This is a genomic window from Arthrobacter sp. TMP15, assembly GCF_039529835.1.
GTDB lineage: Bacteria > Actinomycetota > Actinomycetes > Actinomycetales > Micrococcaceae > Specibacter.
This window is the reverse complement of sequence record NZ_CP154262.1, coordinates 2,467,790-2,487,387: the sequence shown is the minus strand read 5'-3', so window position 1 is coordinate 2,487,387 and position 19,598 is coordinate 2,467,790. Positions and strand designations below refer to the sequence as shown.

22 protein-coding genes are annotated in these 19,598 nt (G+C 62.2%); all 22 read right to left on the bottom strand.

Annotated elements, in window-relative coordinates; genetic code table 11:
- Window positions 1-175: 175 nt before the first annotated feature.
- Window positions 176-526 carry a hypothetical protein gene (locus AAFM46_RS11070; protein ID WP_343317804.1) on the bottom strand — a complete coding sequence of 117 codons (351 nt, stop codon included), beginning with the start codon at window positions 524-526 and terminating at the stop codon, window positions 176-178.
- Window positions 523-1,434, bottom strand: a complete 912-nt coding sequence (locus tag AAFM46_RS11065; protein ID WP_343317801.1) for an N-acetylmuramoyl-L-alanine amidase — start codon at window positions 1,432-1,434, stop codon at window positions 523-525. Before AAFM46_RS11065 ends, AAFM46_RS11070 begins: the two co-directional genes overlap by 4 nt.
- Window positions 1,424-1,552, bottom strand: coding sequence for a hypothetical protein (locus tag AAFM46_RS11060; RefSeq protein ID WP_343317800.1), 129 nt, complete (start codon window positions 1,550-1,552; stop codon window positions 1,424-1,426). The genes AAFM46_RS11065 and AAFM46_RS11060 overlap by 11 nt, the downstream gene beginning before the upstream one ends.
- A 19-nt stretch (window positions 1,553-1,571) precedes the next feature.
- A complete protein-coding gene (locus AAFM46_RS11055; protein ID WP_343317799.1) occupies window positions 1,572-2,231 on the bottom strand; it encodes a hypothetical protein in 660 nt (219 codons plus the stop codon).
- Complete coding sequence (locus AAFM46_RS11050) at window positions 2,218-2,475, bottom strand: hypothetical protein (RefSeq protein WP_343317798.1); 258 nt, start codon at window positions 2,473-2,475, stop codon at window positions 2,218-2,220. The genes AAFM46_RS11055 and AAFM46_RS11050 overlap by 14 nt, the downstream gene beginning before the upstream one ends.
- Before the next feature lie 40 nt (window positions 2,476-2,515).
- Window positions 2,516-2,857 carry a hypothetical protein gene (locus tag AAFM46_RS11045; RefSeq protein WP_343317797.1) on the bottom strand — a complete coding sequence of 114 codons (342 nt, stop codon included), beginning with the start codon at window positions 2,855-2,857 and terminating at the stop codon, window positions 2,516-2,518.
- Window positions 2,858-2,869: 12 nt separating this feature from the next.
- Window positions 2,870-7,396, bottom strand: coding sequence for a hypothetical protein (locus AAFM46_RS11040; RefSeq protein ID WP_343317796.1), 4,527 nt, complete (start codon window positions 7,394-7,396; stop codon window positions 2,870-2,872).
- Window positions 7,393-8,403, bottom strand: coding sequence for a hypothetical protein (locus tag AAFM46_RS11035; RefSeq protein ID WP_343317795.1), 1,011 nt, complete (start codon window positions 8,401-8,403; stop codon window positions 7,393-7,395). The genes AAFM46_RS11040 and AAFM46_RS11035 overlap by 4 nt, the downstream gene beginning before the upstream one ends.
- Window positions 8,404-8,477: 74 nt before the next feature.
- The gene (locus tag AAFM46_RS11030) at window positions 8,478-9,440 is read right to left on the bottom strand and encodes a hypothetical protein (protein ID WP_343317794.1); all 963 of its coding nucleotides are present in this window, start codon (window positions 9,438-9,440) and stop codon (window positions 8,478-8,480) included.
- 9 nt (window positions 9,441-9,449) lie between these two features.
- Window positions 9,450-10,310, bottom strand: a complete 861-nt coding sequence (locus AAFM46_RS11025; RefSeq protein WP_343317792.1) for a hypothetical protein — start codon at window positions 10,308-10,310, stop codon at window positions 9,450-9,452.
- Complete coding sequence (locus tag AAFM46_RS11020) at window positions 10,307-13,747, bottom strand: phage tail tape measure protein (protein WP_343317790.1); 3,441 nt, start codon at window positions 13,745-13,747, stop codon at window positions 10,307-10,309. Before AAFM46_RS11020 ends, AAFM46_RS11025 begins: the two co-directional genes overlap by 4 nt.
- 8 nt (window positions 13,748-13,755) lie before the next feature.
- Window positions 13,756-14,229 carry a hypothetical protein gene (locus tag AAFM46_RS11015; RefSeq protein ID WP_343317788.1) on the bottom strand — a complete coding sequence of 158 codons (474 nt, stop codon included), beginning with the start codon at window positions 14,227-14,229 and terminating at the stop codon, window positions 13,756-13,758.
- Between the two features lie 5 nt (window positions 14,230-14,234).
- A complete protein-coding gene (locus tag AAFM46_RS11010) occupies window positions 14,235-14,633 on the bottom strand; it encodes a hypothetical protein (protein WP_343317786.1) in 399 nt (132 codons plus the stop codon).
- Window positions 14,634-14,650: 17 nt separating this feature from the next.
- Entirely contained in the window at window positions 14,651-14,923 is a 273-nt protein-coding gene (locus AAFM46_RS11005) for a hypothetical protein (RefSeq protein WP_343317784.1), read from the bottom strand.
- A 50-nt stretch (window positions 14,924-14,973) separates the two neighbouring features.
- Window positions 14,974-15,636, bottom strand: coding sequence for a hypothetical protein (locus AAFM46_RS11000; RefSeq protein WP_343317783.1), 663 nt, complete (start codon window positions 15,634-15,636; stop codon window positions 14,974-14,976).
- Between the two features lie 12 nt (window positions 15,637-15,648).
- Window positions 15,649-16,026 (bottom strand): hypothetical protein, encoded by a 378-nt coding sequence (locus AAFM46_RS10995; protein ID WP_343317781.1) that lies wholly within the window; start codon window positions 16,024-16,026, stop codon window positions 15,649-15,651.
- On the bottom strand, window positions 16,023-16,295 hold the full coding sequence (locus tag AAFM46_RS10990; RefSeq protein ID WP_343317780.1) for a hypothetical protein: 273 nt from the start codon (window positions 16,293-16,295) through the stop codon (window positions 16,023-16,025). The genes AAFM46_RS10995 and AAFM46_RS10990 overlap by 4 nt, the downstream gene beginning before the upstream one ends.
- On the bottom strand, window positions 16,295-16,627 hold the full coding sequence (locus tag AAFM46_RS10985; RefSeq protein WP_343317778.1) for a hypothetical protein: 333 nt from the start codon (window positions 16,625-16,627) through the stop codon (window positions 16,295-16,297). Before AAFM46_RS10985 ends, AAFM46_RS10990 begins: the two co-directional genes overlap by 1 nt.
- Complete coding sequence (locus AAFM46_RS10980; RefSeq protein WP_343317776.1) at window positions 16,627-17,121, bottom strand: hypothetical protein; 495 nt, start codon at window positions 17,119-17,121, stop codon at window positions 16,627-16,629. Before AAFM46_RS10980 ends, AAFM46_RS10985 begins: the two co-directional genes overlap by 1 nt.
- Before the next feature lie 8 nt (window positions 17,122-17,129).
- Complete coding sequence (locus AAFM46_RS10975) at window positions 17,130-17,441, bottom strand: hypothetical protein (protein ID WP_343317774.1); 312 nt, start codon at window positions 17,439-17,441, stop codon at window positions 17,130-17,132.
- Window positions 17,442-17,519: 78 nt separating this feature from the next.
- Entirely contained in the window at window positions 17,520-18,827 is a 1,308-nt protein-coding gene (locus AAFM46_RS10970) for a phage major capsid protein (protein ID WP_343317772.1), read from the bottom strand.
- 66 nt (window positions 18,828-18,893) lie between these two features.
- Window positions 18,894-19,589: an HK97 family phage prohead protease gene (locus AAFM46_RS10965; protein ID WP_343317770.1), complete on the bottom strand. Its 696-nt coding sequence runs from the start codon at window positions 19,587-19,589 to the stop codon at window positions 18,894-18,896.
- Between the last annotated feature and the right edge of the window lie 9 nt (window positions 19,590-19,598).

Here is a 19,598-nt window from a genome sequence, read left to right as displayed (position 1 = left end):
CCGCCGCTGCCCTCACTTCCCGCGATCTCACGCAGCATCACCAGCTGTTGCGGAATAAGCGGGCATTATTCGGGCAATTTAGCGATTATTAGGGCAGGTCTTTTCGGCTGCCGGGTGGGACACAAAAAGAAGGCCCCACCCGGCTCCATGAAGGAACCTGGTGGGGGCTTCTGTCCTACTTGTCGTCGTCAGGATAGATTGCCTGGCGGTCGCGGGCCACTGCTGAGTGGTAGTCATCGGTGAGCAGCGGGTCAGGCTCCGGCAGTGGGGGTTCCGGCAAAGGCTTGGGCGCCTTGCGGAGCCGCTGCAGATACGCGGCCAAGGACATGAGTAGGGACTTGATGGTCAGGATGCCGACAGCGCCCCAGAAAAGCGGGGACGTCACATCACCAGTCTCGAGCAGCAGGATAAGCCCCACACCGACCATGGCAGCCGCATCCAGACCGAATCCCTGCCACAGTGTACGAGCGGCCCGTTGGATCGCGTCGGCCCTGTCAGTCGCTGTGGCCACGCGCCGGCCGGTCACTGTGCGTCCTTCTTGATGGTCACGGTCGCATCCAAATCCACGCCGTCAGCAATGGCCTTGGCAACACCAGCAGCGGCGGCCGCCTCGACCTCGGCATAGTCAATGGTGACGCCCTGACCTTTGGCGAGTTGCTTGATCAGCTCGGTTTGGGCATCTAGTTTCCCGGCCAGTGCGCCCATTCGTTTCTGATTTTCAACGAGAATCGGGCGCACGCCGGGAAGGTTCTTCACCCCGTTGCTGGTGTATGTGTTGATGAGCAGCGCGTTGATGTGCTGCTTGATTTCGGCTACGTCTTTTGCAGACAATTCATCCTCCTGGATGGGTGTGATGGTGCCGCCTTGGGGACTGGCGGGGGGTGGAGTTATGGTGCCTGAATAGCGCTTGATTGCGCCCATCAGGACGTCGAACGGGAAACCAGCGCCGGGGTCGGTGCGGTTCGCGGGGTCGATCTGCGCGTGCGTGGCAATACCCTTGATTGTCTGGTTGCCGTTCGCAATCGCGTTGACTTCTGCCGTTGTGAGGTAGCGCAGGGGGATGCCATAGATTTTGGCGTCCGCAGCCATTTCGCGGCCTGCACGGTCGAGCATGTTCTTACCAGCCGCCGTGAGCCATTGCGCCCGGGTGAGCGCTGCGTACCCAGTGAACTCGTAACCAACAGACAGGCCATTCGCCCATGTTGCGTGCCATGCCGCATGGTCAGTGTTGACGCTGCGGACAGTGGTATCCGGGCCGAAGAACGCGTTGATCGATGCTTCAACGTCTGAACGGTTCAGCCAGTTATTTGTGACCGATGCCGCATACCCCGCCGCCAGTGGTGTCTCAGCGGAGTGGACAACGAGCATCTGAGTACGTGAGCGCTTGCCCGAGCTCTTACTCGAGGGCAGGTTAGTGATGTGTTCAGCGACCATCGGCTTCTGCCTCCTTAGCGTTCAGGGCAGCGTCGGCCCGTATCTGTTGCCATACGCTCAGTGGCACGGTGTGGTCAGTGTCTTTGAGTTCATCGGGCACTTCGTCGTGTTCGGCCATGACGGTCTCCTTAAAAGTTTCAGCCACCCGGTGGGTTGGCTGGTTGTGTGGTGCAGGTGTAGGTGGCGGATCCGGGTGGGTCTGGTTCGCAGTTGTAGGTGTGGCCAAGGGCGTCTGCGAAAGTGAAAGACTCCGGCCCCGTGCCGTTGGCTCCGGCTGGACCAGGATCACCTGTGTCTCCCTTGGGGCCGGTGGCGCTGTCTTTGCCCGCGGGTCCGGGCGGTCCCATAGGACCTGCTGTCCCGTCGGCTCCGGCACTGCCAGGGAGGCCGGGCACACCGTCCTGCCCGTCCTCTCCGTTCGTGCCGTTGGTGCCGGGTTTCCCTGCTGGCCCGCTCGCGCCGGCGATGCCTTCCGCGCCGTCAGTACCGGGGAGTCCGCGTGGCCCTTCTGGTCCTGCCGGGCCTTCAATGGTGACGGGCTGCTGGGCGATGGTCGCGGCCCGTGCGCACAAGTCCACACCGGCCACGGATTTGATGACCTGCCCGGACTGGCACGCGTCCGCGACTTCCTCTGCAAGGCTCTTCTTCTGCTGTGCCGAAACCGCCGCCGATGACTGGGCGCTCTCGCGGTCCAGGTTGGCTTGGAGGTTCTGAAAAATCAGCACCCCCATCAGCAGGATCGCGAAACCTACCAGAGCGAACCCGATGATGGACTTCTTACGCTCAAGCCTGCTCATCTACCGCCTCCCGCCATTCTGGATATTGGCAGTTATAGAGTTCCATCTGCAGACGGTTGCGTTCATCCGTAGCTGCTTTGAGTTCTGCCTTGAGGTCGGTGATGACCGTGCGTTTTTCTTCCCGCAACTCCTTGGACGCTTTGAGATACCAGACCGCCCCGGCAATGAGGACAGCCAGGATGAACCCGGCAACGCCGAGTTGCGCGAACAGGCTGCTGAGACTTGCAGCTGCTGCTTGCTCCACATTTAGCCCTCCGAGATTCGTACTGTGGGCCAGATGCCAGTCATTGGTTGGCCCCGAACCGTCGAGCTGCGACCAGATCCCAGTGCCGGCCTACCACGCTCTTGATAGCTTCATCGGGGACATTGGCGGTTCTCACTGCCCCGTCCATGATGGTGATGTGCTCGGCCACAGTTTCATCTGTGGAAGCAAAGGCGATCATGAGTTGGTCGTCGATCATGGGATTATCGAGGACCCAGTCCATGAGTTTCCTTGCCTCAATGGTCATGTCCGGGTTGGCGCCAAGCTTGTATTGGGCTTCGATGGTCATTGCTGCGGCAACGCGCCACACGAAATCTCGGTCGTCTCGGGCCCTGGCGTATTTGAGTAGGTTCATATCGGCCATGCTGGTCCTTCCTTACTTGGTGTATTTGATGCGGATGCGTGGGTCGTGTGCGTAGCCGTAGCGCTCTAGACCACCACCGGACCCTCCGAGGGTGATGCCTCGATGAGTGCCGGCCTTGAACCCGGCATAGGTGGAGGAAGAGAGTTTGATCCAGCGCCCGGCTGCACGTGGCCATCGTTGCGCGACAGCATGCGCGTAGGTCTTGGCCGGCCTGCTGCTGGTGAGCGATGTTTGCCCATGAAGCCCGATGTAGGCGTCACCGCCAGAGCCTTGGTACCAGAAGTCGTAGTACACGTACACTTCGATGCTGGTAATTGTGGCCCCGGATAGATCCCCGGTCATGGAGGGGAAAACTGCCATGGAAGACAGATCTCCATATCCGGCAGGGGAGAGCCCGGAGTACATATAACCGGTGTTGTAGTCGTACGTCGCACCAGAACCGACAAAGGAACGTCTTCCATTTGGAAAGTACGTCTTGGTGTAGTTCTTGGTCACGGTCGCCGGAGGTGGCGTGGTTGACCCGCCACCGGTACCGCTGGGCGCCGCATCACTGGTCCCATCCAAGAACTCCCCAACCTGAGCAAGGGATGGCCCAATGTCCTCAACCGTCACGTACACGGACCGCAGCTCCCCGCTAGTGGCGATCTTGGCCCGGCCTGCGCTAATCGTTCCGTAGGAGATCAGAAGCGCCACAGAAGTGGCCCCGCCACCATTGACGATGCGATTGAATGTCACCGGGGAGCGTCGGGTGGTGAATTCACCCTGAGCGCTAATTCCTTGGGCGACGATGGGGGTCGCCAGCGTCGCCTGTGCGTCGCCAGTTGTCACGCCCGTCACGTGCAGGTTGACCACAGCGTCCGTGGCCACATCACTGTTCACACCAATGGGTGTCGAGCTGATCCGAAACATCCGGTTCGGTGGTGTATCAAACGCGAGGTGCAGGTAAGGCTGATGTGTCGTGCCCGCCCAATACCGCGCATCAGTGCCACGCCCACCCCACGCTACGAGTCCCTTCGGGAATGCGTCCAGGGTCTCAGACAACGCCGTGCCAGCGATGCTGACTTCCCCGGCGAAGTCACCTGACTGCGCGGACAAATCGCCCCCGCTGGTGATAGAAGCAACCAGCTCACCGGTAGCGTTCGCAACACCGAAGTAATCATCGGTATCGGTCCCCATGCGGATAACTTCCGTGGGCGCTCCACCGTCCGCAGACGCCAGCACCCTGAACCCGTTGGCGTTCATCTTAGCGTGCGTCCCCAAAGGATTGCCTGCAATGATGTCCGTCGCCAGCACAAGCTGGGTTTCGAGCTGACGTGCCGTCACCGTCCCATCCACCGTCAACTCACCAGCGTTCATGCGGCGAACGTTTACCTGCCGGAAGTAGTAGACATTGCCCACACCGTCAGCGCTATTACTGACCGCAAACTCCACAATGGCGGACCGGGCGTTGGCCGGCACGGTTGTCATTCCGGTAAGTTGTACCCAATTTCCGGATACAGCCGTGCGGGTTGTTATGGCGAAGCTAGGCCATTGGTAAGAGCCGTTGTCCAGCTTCACTCGGAGATGAATATTGGGCGTGCCGTTACCCTTGTTAGTAGCCTCACCGTAGACCCAGACGGAGCCGTAGATTTGCTCACCAGGGCTTACATCAAACTCGTTCCTGTTCGACTGATCGTTGTTCCCGGATGCTGCCACGATTACTTTTAGCTTGTTTGGCTCGGACGTACCAGCCACTACGACGCCTGAGCCATACCAGTTGGACTTGGCCAAGTCGGTGAAGTTGCCATCAGCCGCAAGGTTGGTGAAGTCACCTACCGCAATCATCTGAGCGGTGATCTTGCGGGACATGACCACATCGGCCCACAGCTTGCTTATGACGGCCTCAGACATGGTGCCGGTGGTGGCGAAGAGGTTCTTCACGTCGACGGTCTGGAAAGCTGCCGTTGCAGCAGCGATGGCCTCCGCGTTCAGCCGGGCAGTATTGATCGTGCCGGAGGTGATCCTGTCCGCGTTCAGTGACAGGATCGTTGCCAGAGAAGCGGCCAGGGTGGTGGTGTTCAAGCGGGCCGTGTCCACGGTGCCGGAGGTTATCGCGCTGGCATTGAGCTTGATGACCGTGGCAATAGAGACGGCCAGTTCGGTAACGTTGATTCTGGCCGCGCCGAGAGTTCCAGCCGTAATCCTGTCAGCATTCAAGCTGAGAATCGTTGCCAACGCTGCCGCTAGGTTGGTGGTGTCAACTTGCCCAGAGGTGATCTTCCCAGCAGTTATACGATCCGCATTTAGCTGGATAACAGTGGCAATCTGCACTGCCAGCTTATTGATAACCGCTGTGTCGATCGCCGCTGCACCAGCACTCAGCTTCCCTATGTCGAGATTGCTGATCGCGTCCGAACTGAGCATCGTCTTCACCCATGCCCCGGCTGGCGGTGTACCGTTCCACCTCCATTCACCGATGATGTTATTCCCGGCGTCACGCTGCCGCCACAAATCACCGTCACCGGTGGCCACACCCGTAGGAAGAGCGGTCGCGTAATAGACCTTGGACTTGGACCCGGCCATCGTCAACGCTGCTGTGGCATTGGCCCCCGCTGCCCCTGCGGCTGCCTGCGCAGCGTCGGCCTTGGCCTGTGCCACGTTAGCTACTGCCGTTGCTGCGTTAGCTTTCGTCGTCGCATCAGCAGCAGCGGCTGAGATAGCCGCTGCTTTAGCCGCGTCGGCCTTGGACTGGGCTGTCGCCGCCGCTGATGAAATAGCCGCCGCCTGGGCAGCATCAGCCTTGGTCTTAGCGTCAGCTGCTGCGGTGGCGATCGCGCTGGCCGAGGCCCCCGAAGCTTGAAGGTCAGCATACGACTTAGCCGATGCCAAAGCGGCAGCTTGAGCGGCGTCCGCTTTGGTCTTAGCGTCAGCAGCCGCCGTGGCTGTTGCTGACGCGATCGCATCTGCCTTCGCGGCATCCGCCTTCGCCTGGGCGGTGATTGACGCAGCGAAGATCGCGTCCGTCTTCGCGGCATCGGCCTTCGACTGGGCAGTGGTAGCAGCGGCCGTAATCGCTGCCGCTTGTGCCGCATCAGCTTTTAGCTTGGCGTCTGCTTTCGCATCAGTCAGCGCTTGAGCAGCCTTAGTGGATGCGTCAAGCTTTGCGTCCGCCAGCGCCTTGTCAGCTTTCGTTTGCGCGGCTGTAGCGGCTTCGGTCAGGGTTGCAGCTTTCGCGGTTGCCACCTTGGAGTCGGCAGCAGTTGCAGCCGCCGTGACAGCAGCGGCTTGAGCCGCGTCAGCCTTAGCTTTGGCATCCAGTGTCGCAGCGGCGATTGCCTCAGCCTTCGCACCTGCTGCGGCAAGATCAGTAGCCGTCTTAGCCGCAGCCACAGCAGCGGCCTGCGCTGCGTCGGCTTTGGTTTTGGCGTCTGTAGCGGCTGCGGTCAGTGCCTCGGCCTTGGCGGTGTCAGCCTTCGCTTGGGCTACGAGAGCAGCAGCCGCTGTTGCGTCCACCTTGGCTTGATTGGCCTTCGCTGTTGCGTCCGTTGCGGCAGCTGTCAGCGCAGCAGCCTTAGCCGCAGCAACTCGACTATCTACCGTACCCAGCTGCACAAAAGCCGTACTCAGGTCTGTCTGAGCGGTGGCCAGTTTCCCCGGCAACGGCGCCAAGGTTCCCTCAGCTGTGGACAAGCGCAGCTTGGCAGCGGTCAAGTCCGTGGACAGGGCCGGGACAGTTGTGTCCTTGAGTAGTGTCACCTGACCCTGCGCAGTGGCAATCGCAGCCTCAGACTCAGCCACCTTCCCCGGCAGTGGGTCCAGTGTTGCCTTCGCCGCGTCCAACTCAGTACGCAGGTTGGGCAAGGTAGTCCCCGTCAACGTCCCCATCGCCGTGTCATTCGCTGACAAACGACCCTCATGCACGACCAGCTCAGCTTCAGCATCCGTCAGACGGGTGCCCAGCTGCCCGGCCTCAGTAATCACGCCGTCATACTTCTCATCCAGATCATCCAGCTTGTCATTGATCCAACCGGGATCAACTGTGCCAGGGACCACCACCGCAGCCACCGGGGACGGGTCAGAGGCCTTGCCTGCAGCGGACCATGCCACGAGCACGACATAGAGCATGCCCTCGACAGCGGTCACGGTTGCCACGTCGCCCAGCTCGCCACGGATCGTCGCCACCTGCGTGGACGGTGTCGCATCCACAACCGGAGTCGTAGACACATGCACTGCCACATGCTTGAAGTCCATGGCCGAGACAGCGTCACCAGTGAATTTCCCCGACCAGCGCACCTCCACCACACCCGGCACGGCTTTCAGCGAAGCGGCTACCGGCGCATCCGGAATCGGGCCCACGTAGGGGACTTGGACGTGTGATCCGTCATGCTGCTTACCCACGCTGGATACAAGGTTCCCGTCGAGATCCTTCTCTACGATTGCCCCGTCCTCAATGGATGAGTAGGCCAGATCGCCACGCGAACCCAGCGCGGCAATCTTCTTGTCCTGGGCATTCAGTTTGTCGGCCAGCCAACGGCCCTGCTGCTCTACCTTGCGGGTCACTCCACACCAACTTTCAAGCTCATGCTGCCGGTGTCACAATTCACGGTCAGCTCATGTATCCGCACCCACAGTGCAAGGTCAGCCCACCCGGCATCGCCCTGGACAAAGATCACATCCCCCGGCGCAAAGGAACCGTATGGGGCGCTGTCGTGATCGATGACCTCAATGGACTCAATAAGATGGGCCGGACTGAAACTCGCCAACAAAGGACGGGCCGCAGCAGTCGCCGCGGACCTAGACTTCAAAGACTTATCCTCAGCAACATGCACCCGTCGCAACCGGCCAGTAGCCTGCGTGAGCCGGTCAGCCTTCACACGGGCCGAACCATCACCAGCACCCAGCATCATCACCTCAGACGCATACGCAGACTGAGACACAGACGGGGCTGCGGTGACGTTCACCCCGATCTCAAAATGAAGATCAGACTTCCGCGTCCCAATCGTCGGATACCCCAACTGGATACGGTGAGTCAACTCTTCGCTGTCCTCGCCAACCCAGGCGCTGCGCTCCGCATACTCAAACGGGGTGCTCGATGCGAGGTCACTAAAGACCTTGCCCAGATCGTCCGTAGACCACCACGCCAACCGGAACGGGCCAGACACAAAACTGACATCTTCACCAGCCCCTGTCGTGAAATTGTTCTCAACCTCAGGGGTGCCAATCCGTACAGGGGACTTGAGCGGATCAACAACCACGCCCAAGTCACCGTCCGGGTAAGACTGGACCTCAGCCCAGACCTTCCGCACCATATCCAACGGGTCAACCTTCACCCCGGCGAAGTCCTTGCCCAGCCACGGCAACCCAGTCGGATACATGCTGAACCCCCCGGCGCCGATCTTGAGCATGTCCCCCTCCTTGGAGAGGTGATCGACAATGGCACAGACCGGGTCTTTGCCCTCTTGCTCGGCCACGAGCAGCGACCCCCACTGGGTGATCTGCCCACCCGACACATCCCCCAGAGGCAGCTCGCCGGTAATGTCCGCCGGAGCATTCACAGCCTCAGTCACGGTGGCTGTGAGCAACTGCAGGTCATGATCCACCCATTCCCCAGACGGGAGCGACCGTAGTCGGAAACGCCAGCTCACTCCGCAACCTCACTGAATTCCCAGTCGATAATGACGCTGGTCTGAGGGTCAGCAGTTACGTTCCCGGTGGTGCTTGTCCGCTGAGCTTGCAACGTAATTGACTGGTCCGTGTCCCTCATCGCGGCCGTGATCTTGTGAGATCCGATCAAGCTGTAGTGGTACCGGCCGTTAGTGTCCTCCGCGTCCTGGACAATGATGCTGTGCTCCCCGTAGTTGCCAGCGCCAAACATGGTGCGGATACCAGCCACAAAGTCAGCAGTGGAGCCCTTGACGAACTTCGCGCCGCTGATATGCACCACAATGTCCAAATGAGTGGCCCAGCTGGGAACATGAACGATAGGCCGCTGTGCTGCATTAATTGGCCAATATCCGTAGGCGTTCGTCATGGACAGAGCCGCCGTCGCGTAGACCGTCCGCATGGCCCGCTCGCGGCGAGGGTTCGCCACCCGCCGCAAGTCCGTAATCATCCCCGCCGTCACCGTCGCCGTGGACGCTGGCAGCGTGATCTTGGCCAGCGCCACAGCGGGGTAACCAAGATTCAGTTCCTTCGCCGTCTTGGTCCCGGCCGACACGCCCTGGATGATCGTAGGGAATGCATACTGGAAGGTCAGAGGGTTGGGCGGTGCCACGCCCTCGTACTGCGGATCCAGCACGCGCGCCACCACAAGATCAGTTCGGCCACCACCGGACCCCGTTGGCGTTACCGTAACCGCCGTTGCCGTTGCGTTACGTAACGCATACGTCTGGCCATTCCCGCCCGGGTACCGGTTCAACAGAAGCGCGGCGCCCGTGAGGACCTGCACAGTCCCGTTCGGCACGGCCTGCGCCTGGACCTTCAAATCATCGACGCCGGCCACCCCCTCCGCGCCATTCGTCGCCGCATACGCCAACACACGTGCCGTCTCCGGCGAATGCTGCGCGCCGCCGCCCACAAACCAAGGGGTCGAATCAAATGCCACTGGGGCCTCCTAAATTGATGTGTAAGCGTTCCGCCACGACAGCACAGCTCTCGCCGTGCCCGTCAGGTCAATGCCGCCAAAGGTCAGTTCCGTGATCCCCGGCTGCAGGAGCGTCCCACTAAGCCGGGTCTTGCGAGTCAAACGCCCATTGGCCGGAGACCCGTCCTGCCTCGTCACCGTCCCCGCCAAAGGGTCCACGGTCACTGACTCGTCATAAGCCAATGACCCCGTCAGGCCCACTTCCCAGCCCTCCGGCGAGCGCACCCACGGCTCAGTGATAGGGCCGTGGATAGTGGCCTTGAGCGGGGTTGGGGCGTCGCCGGCGTTGGTGACGAAGCCTGCCCGGGGTGCGCTGGACCGGACCGTGGACAGGGGCGCTACTAGTGGTGCCATGAGCCCGCCGGTGGAGGCGGGGACGATGGTTAGGGCCACGGAGGTTTCAGCGTCGTCATACGAGCCGGGCTTGTGAACTTTGAAGTCGGCGGTGATGCGTCCGACGCCAAGGGTGGTTAGGTGGTCGCCGTCCGGTGGGGTGTAGAGACCGGGGCGGCCGTAGACGCGGCGCCAGCGGCCCGCTGTCTCGTAAGACAGCGGGGCCAGCGTGTTGGGAGCCAGCCGGACGGCAGGGTCTTTCCATGCTGCCTCGAGGGCGCTGGCGGTTGCCAGCGCCTCTGCGAGGTCCTGCTCATTGGTGGAGATGTCGAAGGCCCATGTTGCTGAGCCGAGAAACTCTCGGCCTGCGATGGTGCCGTCCCTGTTGGGGCGGGCCGTGTCGTTGCCCCGGATCTCTGCTGCGCCAGGCTTGAAGCCTGTCACCAGCAGAGATCCGGTGTCGCCGCCGAACTCGATGCCCTGGTAGCGGAACATCATCTGTTGGCACCTCCTCGGGCGTTGACGCGGTCGCGGTGGGACACTTCGTCCATCAGGTCTCCTACGGAGGCATCCGGAGGCAGTTGCACGTTCCAGGTGTCGCCGCCACCGTCGGGCCGGTCGGCCAGGTTGAACATCGCTTCCCACTGGCGCGGGTTGAGGATGTACTCGGGGTCCCGGGTTCTGTTGACGACGTTGGAGAAGCCAGGGCGGAGGATTCCGCCCTGGTCATACAGCAGCGGGTCAAGGTGTGCGCCTTGGGGGCCGGCAGTTGCGCCCATCCCCAGCTTGTCCTTGGCCCAGTCGCCCACATCGGTGATCAGCTTCTTGCCGATACCGGCAGCCGCGTCCACCATGAACCCGCCGCCGGGGACTGCGTCGATGACTTTCTTCATCACGCCGTCGGCCAGGCTGTGCAGTGCGCTGAGCGGATCGAAGAACCCTCCGCCGCCCGTGGGTGCCGCGGCGCCACCAAGGTAGGCCATGGGGTCCATTGCGTTCGGCCAGCCGCCTGAGTAGGCGCCGAAGTGCAAGTGCGGGCCAGATGAGATGCCAGTGTTGCCGGACAATGCGATTTGCTGCCCTGTAGCTACTTGCTGGCCAACTTTCACCCCGATCTGTGACAGGTGGGCGAACCAGCGCTCAATGCCGCCGCCCTTGATGTGGACCTCGTTGCCACCCCAGACGCCGGGAGCTCTCGCGCCTGGTCCGGCGTGTGTGACGACGCCGGGGCCGGTCGCGAAGACAGGAGTGCCCACTCCGACACCAATGTCAATGCCGTCGTGAGCTGCTGAGTACCCCTGTGTCAGTGTCATGTTCTTTGTCGGGTTCACCCGGCCACCAGTGCGGAACCCGGCCTTATCCAACGCTGAAGCGCCGAAGCGGTTCAGTGCGTCCAAGAATCCAGGCACACGTCCCTCAATGGAGCGGCGTGACTCGGCGCGGATCACTTGCTCGTCACCGTGCACGATGCCGGCCACATGGTTCCACGGCAGGTTGCCTGTGTACCCACCAGAGCGGAAGCCTGGGGGCAGGACGACTTCACCCAGTGGCTTGATCCCTGGCAGGAACTTGGCCACCTTGTTGAACGTCCCGATCAGGCCCTTATTGACGACGGTGTCGACAACAAAGCGCACCGGCTTCTTGGCGATGTCGAGGAGCGTTTCCCAGATCTTCTTGGCCCCATCCACGCCCTTTTGAAATGCTTCAGGAATGGATTTGGTCACGGTATTCATCAGGAAATCAAACACAGGCTTGATGCCCTTTTCCCAGACCGTCTTGATGACGTCCCGGATGCCGTTGAACACGGGGACGATGACGCTGTCGCGGAACCAAATGAAGGCGCCGGCCAGCGTGACCATCACGAAATTACGGACCGCGTTGAAGATCGTGGAGACCACGAACCACCACGCCTTGATGTACAGCTGGATGCCGAGGAAAACGGGCTTGATCACGTAATCCTGCAGCCACGTGAACACGGCAGCGAAAATATTCTTGACGAAATTCACGACGCCGGTAAAAATCCCGGTGACAATTCCCCAGTAAATGGTCGTAAAGTTGACCACATTTTTCCAGGCACCGACGATCCAGCCGACCACCGCTTCCCAGGCAACCCGTGTCCACTCGGACACCTTGTCCCAGTTCGCGACGATCAGAGCCACCAGACCAATGACGGCTGCGATGACCCAGCCGACGGGCCCCATGGCCAGCACCCATGCCGCGGCCATGCGAGCGCCTTGGATCAGGGACTGGACGCCCATGAGGACCCAGCCACCAACCACCAGAGCCGTTTGGATGCCGAAGGAGATTGCGCCAGAGACCGCGCTGCGGATAATCGTGCCCGTCCACACAGCGGCCGTTCGGATACCGGAAGTTACCGCAGCGGCGCCCATGGCGATCCATGATCCGATGATGGAGACCTTGGATGCCATCATGGCACCCATGGCCTTCAGAGAGTCCAGCCGGTACATCAGCCAGATCGCTGCGGTCTCGGCGCCGGACTTGATGGCCGCGAGGCTCATGGCCACCCAAGCGCCGATCATCTTGTAGCTGTTGATGACGTAGAGCCCGGCAGTCTTCACGGCACCTCCGCCGGACATGGCCCAGCTTGCAACCTGCTTGCCGCCGGCGATGAGCGCCTCTACGCCCAACCGGACAAAGATCGGCAGCAGCAGCACGCCGATCACGCCAGCCACGGCCGCGATGGTGCCTTCGTTTTCCCGAAGCCACCCACCAAATTCTTGGAGGTTCGGAATCACGGTGTCCTTGAAATAATCGAAGGTCTGGCGAGCGTAGAACGCGAGCTGCTCCATGAGACCGGGAATGCCGGAGCTTGTAATGTCCCCATCGTTGGCTGCCCAGGCGGCGCCGAAGGCCGTGACGCCGTCGGTGATCTCGCCCATCAGCGTTCCGATAGCCCCAAAAACCGCCGAGGCTGCAGGCTCCAACCAGACAAGGATTTTGTTCTTGAACATCATCCACTGCTCGGCGAAGTCCATCGTCTCCGCACCAGCGCCCAGAATGGTGTCGCCGGTCTGGCCTGCAGCTTTCTCCAAGTCCTCCAAGTTCATGGTGCCGGCCTTCATGGCACCTATGAATTGAGTGGCGCCCTTTGTGCCGAAAACCTTTGAAGCGAGATTCAGGGCCCCGGCCTCGTCGCCCGACTTGATGAATCCGTCGATCTCACCGACCACACGCTTAAAAGCCTTCTGGGGCTCTTCCCCGTCCTTCGCCAAGGTCACCAGGCCCTTGGACATGGACGCCATGATCGCCCCCGAATTCAAACCTGCCTTGTCGAAGGAGCCAATCATGGCCGCCGACTCCTCGAAGGAGAAACCCAATGCCTGGATGGCGGGTGCGTTCCTGGCCACGCCGTCGGCCAGCTCGTTGATGCCGATGCCGGTAGCCTGCGAGACCTGGAAGAGGTGATCCAGTGCCCCTGAAACGTCATCGCCCTCAATCTTGAAGGCGTTGAAGGCCGCACCAGTTTTCATGATGTCTACTTCTTCACCCAGGATGCGGCCAGCCTCCAGATACTGGGATGCCACCTTCTCCAGAGTCTCCCCGGAGAGGCCCATGCGAGTATTTACATCGGCCACGGTGGCCCCAATGTCTTCAAACTCGGCCGGCACAGAGGCGCCCACACGCTTGGCCACATCGACCAGCCCGTCAAGGTCCTTCCCCGTCGCGCCGGTGCCGACGCGGATGGTGTCGGCGACGTCGTCGAAGATCTCGCCAACCTTGTACAGAGCTGCGCCTGTGGCCAGGGCGCCAGCACCAACGGCGCCGACGCCCAGTACAAGGGCCTTGCCGAAGCGCTTGCCAGCCTCGCCGCCTGCCTTGTCGGACTCAGCCGCGGAGCCCTTGACGAGCGCCGGGCCGAAGCCCTTCATTGACGGCAGTACCGGCAGCCAAACTGTGTCTTCGGCCTGGGCCATTGCGCCTCCTATTTTTGATGACGCTCAGACCATCTGGCCTGTGCATCGGCTACTTCATTCAGCAGTGAGCGGTGCCGTGCCATGGCCAGCGCCTGGCGCGCCCGGGTGAACGCCGTCTGTGGACGCTTGGCCGGGCGGCCCGGCCGTGGCTTGCCGCCAAGCATCCCCACCACGGTGGTCGTCAGGATGGTGACCTTGTCGACCAGCTCATCCAGCCGCTGAACCTCGGGGGAGTATTCCGAGACCCGCGGGCCCGGATCCGACGGCGCCGACTTCTTCGCGGCCGCCATGTCCGCCATGATCCGGGCGGCCACCTCGTCGTCATTGGCGATTGACTCCCGCAGCAGCGACGTTCCCGGCAGCCGGTCCAGCAGGATGCGGAGCTTCCGCCACGAGTGCTTGCCTCGAAAGAAGTCCAGGAGATCCAAGGAGTACTCCCGGTGGAAATCTGCTTCAATCTCGGCCCCGTACCTGTCCACCATGGAGACTAGATACGGGAAGGAGCTTCCCCCTGGGTGGTGTACCCCTGTTTCAGCATCAGGCGGATCTTGCGGGGGTCCCGCTCGGTGACTTTGCCGCCGCCCGGGCCGATCAGGACCACGGCTTCCGCCAGCTCGAAGTGGAGCATCATGTCGGTGATGAGGTTCTCCAACGCCTTCATTCCGGCCTCCGCCAGCAGCTGCTCCACCCGCTGCCACTGCTCGCCACACAGCGTGATCAACATGGCCTCCATGTCGCCCTGACGGTAAGCCCGGGCCCACTGCAGCAGGGACGCGCCAGTCGGTGCCTCGATGACGATGGTCTCCTCAGCGGAGACGGGTAGCTGGAACGGCTTCTGCTTGGCTTCAGCTGAGTACTGATCCCAAGTCTTGAATTCCTGTGACATTTGGTAGGCCTCTTTCTTTACTTGCGTGGCTTGGACGGTTCGGCCTTGTCAGCCGGCGGGGTGGGGACGTCCGCGAGCGCCTCGGGAGGTTCGACGGCGGACGGCTGTGCGGGTGCGTCGGTCTTGGCGGGTGCCGTGTGGGCGCGCCAGCCCTGGGCGCGGAGGTTGGTGGCTTCGACGCGGTCTGTTGTTGACCATGTGCGCTTGCCATCGGGGGAGATCAGCTTGATCAGATCGGACATGAGTAACTCCTTGGGTGAGGTGGTAGGCGGGTAAGAAGGTGGGGGCACCGGTGGGCCTACCAAGCAACCGGTGCCACCAGATAAGGGTGGGCGGTGGGCTAGGGGCCTGCTGGTGCGGGGAAGCCCATGGCTTCGTGGTCAAGTCCGGGGCCGCCCCAGATCTCGCGGAAGGAGGTGCCGACCTTGGCGTCGGTCTTGGCGCTGAAGGTGGCGGGGTACTTGACCTCGTCGCCTTCGGACCAGGCCTGTTCGCCGTTCTCGGTGATCTTGGCGTCCGGGAGCCAGCGGGCCACGTAGATGGCATCGGGGCCGTCGCCGTCCTTGCCGATGGCCAGCACCCGGTATTGCTTGCTGACCGGGCGGGCGGCCTTGTCGAAGAAGAAGTTCCCGTCGGAGTCGGTGGTGACCGTGGTCAGGTCCATGCCATGGAACAGTTCCATGGTGGTGCGCTTGGATTCCTGCATCGTGAACGCGAGGCCGGACTTATCCCCCACGATGTCGGTACGGGTCGGCTCGGCGAAGCCGTGTGAGGTAGTTTCCACGACTTCCTGGTCGCGGGACCAGGAGGCGCCGTCGTCCTTGGTGGTCAGACCCACCGGTAGGTAGCCGGGCGGGACGATCAGCCCATCAGTAGCGGTCCAAATGTTTGTGATCTCGGTATCCGCGGCTTCCTTCGGTTTGACGAAGATCGCCATTTCGAGAATCTTGCGGATGTTCTCGGGCGTGTGCCCCTGCTGTTCCTGGAAAGTCTTGGCAACCATGATGGCGGCCTCCTATATCTGTCGGTACTCGATGCGATACGAAGCCACAAAGCGGTTCGTCGCGGGGTTTTTGTAGTCAACCCATGTCGGGCTGACAGACGTGCGGACGCGGTCTATGAGGACACCGCCCGCCTTGCGGCCAATCAAGCCGTGGAAGAACTGCCTGACGTCCTCTGCGAGCGCCCCTGCAGAGCCGTAGTCCGGCTTGAAGCACTCGACGTCCACAACGGGGGCGTCGGTGACCAGGTCGTCAGTGCCGGGGCCGCGGGCTATCCGGATGAATCCGGGCAGATCCTCGACCTTTTCCGGCACTTCGGTGGCGCAGCGGACGCTGGTCTGCTCCTCGAGGTGGGCCACCAGTGCCTTTTCGATGTCGGGCCAGCGGCTCATCCTGCAGCCGCCCGCCCGAGAATGCGGCGCCGCGCGGTGCGGGAGGTGCCGAACTCCTGATCGACGTTGTCGGAGACGATGTTGACGAAGGGCCGGCCGCCGGGTCTTACCCCGGCAACCGTCGTCACTGTCATCTCCACACCTTCGGCCTTGGCGAGCTGCTCGACACGCTTTTTGCGCCGGTCAGCGATCACCTGCAGGTGGGCTTTTACGTCCCGGTGGTGCATGGCCTTGAGCATGAGCTCCCGTGAGATCTCCATTTCTGCCATCAGCCAGTCACCCGCTGCAGCTGCAGTTTCATGTAGCCCTGGACAATGAAGCCCTTGGGTTGCCGGGCTGGCTCTCCGATCACCTGGTAGGCGAGCCCTGCAAGCACGACGGCGTCCACCGCACCGATGGGGGCGGAAAGTGGCAGGTACAGCCAATAGCCGGAGGTCTGTTGGCCCTTGGCCACCATGTCCTCCGTGGCTCCCATCGGCTCGTACCAGCACGGCGAGGGCTCATCATGCCCAGGGGCGATGATGGGGTTGCCATACTCGTTCCGTTCATCCGTGGCGTGGCCCCGGACGCGGAGGATGCACTCCTCACTGAACATGTCCATCAAGGGGCCCCTTGGAGCTTGTACTTCTGCAGGACCGCCATGGACACGGAGTCGTACCCGGATTCCAGCGACACCGACCGAGAACCCAAGGACTCCTGGCTGATGCGGCCGGCCGCCCCGGACACGGCCCGCTCGGCAATGACGGTAAGCAGCTCGGCTGGGCATGCCGCATGGCCGTGGGAGAAGCGGACGTTGATGAACCTGGGGAACCCTCCCGGGCGCTCCAAGGTCCCGTCCTGCATGGATTCCCACCCCGTCACCGCGTCGCCGGCCGAGCTGGTCACCTCGAGGACTTCCACCAGGTGCATGGTCGGCAGCAGGACAGTGTCCGAAGTGCCGGCCCGAAGCTTCACCGTGGACGTCGCCAGCGGGGCAATGTGCCACTCGCACTCAGTCCGGATGGACTCTGCCGCTGCGTTGAGCACGGCGGGCGGGAACGGGGCGCCCTTGAAACCGACCAGCTCACTGCCCTGCACCAGCGACTCCAAGGTCACCCCTCCCATTACTTGTCCGCCGGGGCCGGAGCCTGCTTGTTGGCCGGGGCTGGGGCTGCCTTCGCGTCGGGCTTGTCCAGGGCCGCAGCTTCAGCGTCGGCGGTCGCCTTGGCAGCTTCCTCGGCTTCCTTCGCGGCCTTCTTCGCAGCAGCAGCCGCGGCACGCTCGCGCTTCTCCTCGGCTTTCTCCGCCGCCGAGTTCTTCAAGGACTCCACATCCTTACCGAGCAGACCCCGAACCTCTGCGTCATCATCGGAGTACTGAAACGTGGTGACGTACCCCGAAGATGTGACAACTTCGTATTCCTTCAATCCCGCCATGGGACACCTCCTGAAAAGTTGGGCGGCTGGCGGCCCCGCCACAAGTGACTAAGGCCGCCAGCCGAGTATTGGGGTTGACTAGGCGCGAACCGCGGCCTTGACGAATGCGGACGGGCGGGTGACACCGAAGGCAACTCGCTCTTCAGCAGAGACTGCAACCAGGCCACGCACGAAGAAGTCTTCGTGCGAGTCGGAGACGCTCACCGTGGTCTGCTCGCGGTCCCAGAGAACAGCCTTGGAGTAGTCGCCCAGCAGGGGGACACCGGAGGTGACGCCCTCGGTCTCGATAACGGGAGTGCCCCACAGGGTGCGGGGACCCATCGCGAACGGGCCGGCGCCGTGGAACTTGCCCGTGGCACCGTTCTCCCGAGCGAGGTCCAAGTACTCGACATCTTCCGGGTGCATACCCCAAGCGTTGGGGATGACCTTGCCGACCGTGCGGGCCTTGGTCTGGGCCTTGCGTGTGGTGGTGAAGAAGTCCGTATCGAATGCCTGTGACTGCAGGCCCGAGACGTTCAAGATGCCGGTGAGGTTATCACCGGTGCCGTTGCCACTGAAGATCTGCAACTCCTCGGTCTCCGCAATGTCCGCACGCAGCTCGTCGTTGATCATGCCTTCCAGCTGGGCAACATCGGAGAGTGCACGCTTGGTGGCTGGCACCCACTCGGCAATCGTCTTGACGTTGGTGACCTTGCGCTCAAACGCCCAGGACCCCTGCGGGCGGTAGCCGCCGTTGGGGTTGTTGATCAGAGCGCCGGCGCCTTCCGGAGCCGTGGGGCGATCGGCAGAGGTCGCCTCGGCCACAGGAGCCGCGGCGTTGGTGTGAGAGACCTGACGGACGTACTCAATAGCATCCGAGCCAGTGCGGCGAACGCTGATGAGATCACGGATGGTCAGTGGGCGACGGCCCAGCATCTCCAAGATGCCGGACTGCTCCGGAGTGACGAAGGCGCCGGCAGAGGTCTGGTCCCCACCGACGAACAAGCCCTTGACGCTGATGGGTGCCGTGGAGAACTTGGCCTTGTCGCCGACGCGGCCGTCGGGGAACGCGGCCATGGCGTCCTTGAACTGGGCCGAGTTCACAACTTCAAGGCCCAGGTTCTTCATGCGCTGGACGGGGCTGGCGCCCTTCTGGGCCTCCAGCAGGTCGCCGGCGTCCCCGCCAATCTCGGCCGCCAGTGCCTTGGCGTCGTCAAGGATGGCGGCATCGGCCTTGGCAGTCTTGATCTGCTCAAGGAAGTCCTTGGACTTCGCCATGGCCGTGGTGTAATCGGCCAGCTCTTCCCCGGTCAGCGACCGCGACTCGTCCGCCGCCTTCTGCGCAATTTCGCGGGCGGTCTTGACAGCCGCCCGGGCGGTGTCCTGAAGCATCTTCAGCTTGCTCATTCTTTGCCTCCTGGGCATAAAAAAAGACCCACACGGGTGTGCAGGTCAGGGGGTTGGTACTGGCGGCTACGCGCTGGCTTCGAGCTCCAGCTCAAGACCCATCACGTCGGCCATCTCAGCCAGGGAAGTGACGGGCTTGGCCGCCTTCGCCTGGTCGTCCTCGACTTCGGCAGCCGCAATGACCGCCCCAATGGCATCCTGCGCCGAGCGCAAGGAGTCAATGTGCTTGGCCGCGAGGACACGACCAGCCTTTATCCCATCAGCGAGCGCCTTGACAGCAACCACCGAGGTGTCTTGGTTCGCGCCGATGGGCACGAAACTGAATTCGTAGACCTTCAGCTTGCGAAGTTCGTTTGCCTTCGTACCGTCCTCCAGCTCGACGGCGCCCTCGTCGAGGACGTCGAAGGCGAAGGACAGTTGGGTGAGCTTCTTGTCTCGGACCAGCCGGTATGTGTGGGGTCCTTTGGGGGAGTCCATGTCGAACTTCCCCTTGACCCACCAGCCGTGGTCGTCCTCGCCCATGTCCGAGGCGCCGGCCACGTAGTAGTCGGGATCGTCGAAGCGGTGACCGAAGAGGCCAGGCATGGTGTTGCCGGAATCGGCCCAAGCCTTGATGTCGTCAAGGAAGGCGCCCTGGGCGATCACGTCGCCGTAGGAATCCGGCTCCCGGGTGAACGTGCTGGGGTAGACGATGAACTCGCCTTCCTCCAGATCATCTTCGGGGCCGGCTTTGACCCGTGCGGTGGTGCTTTTGATACGCATGTGCCCTCC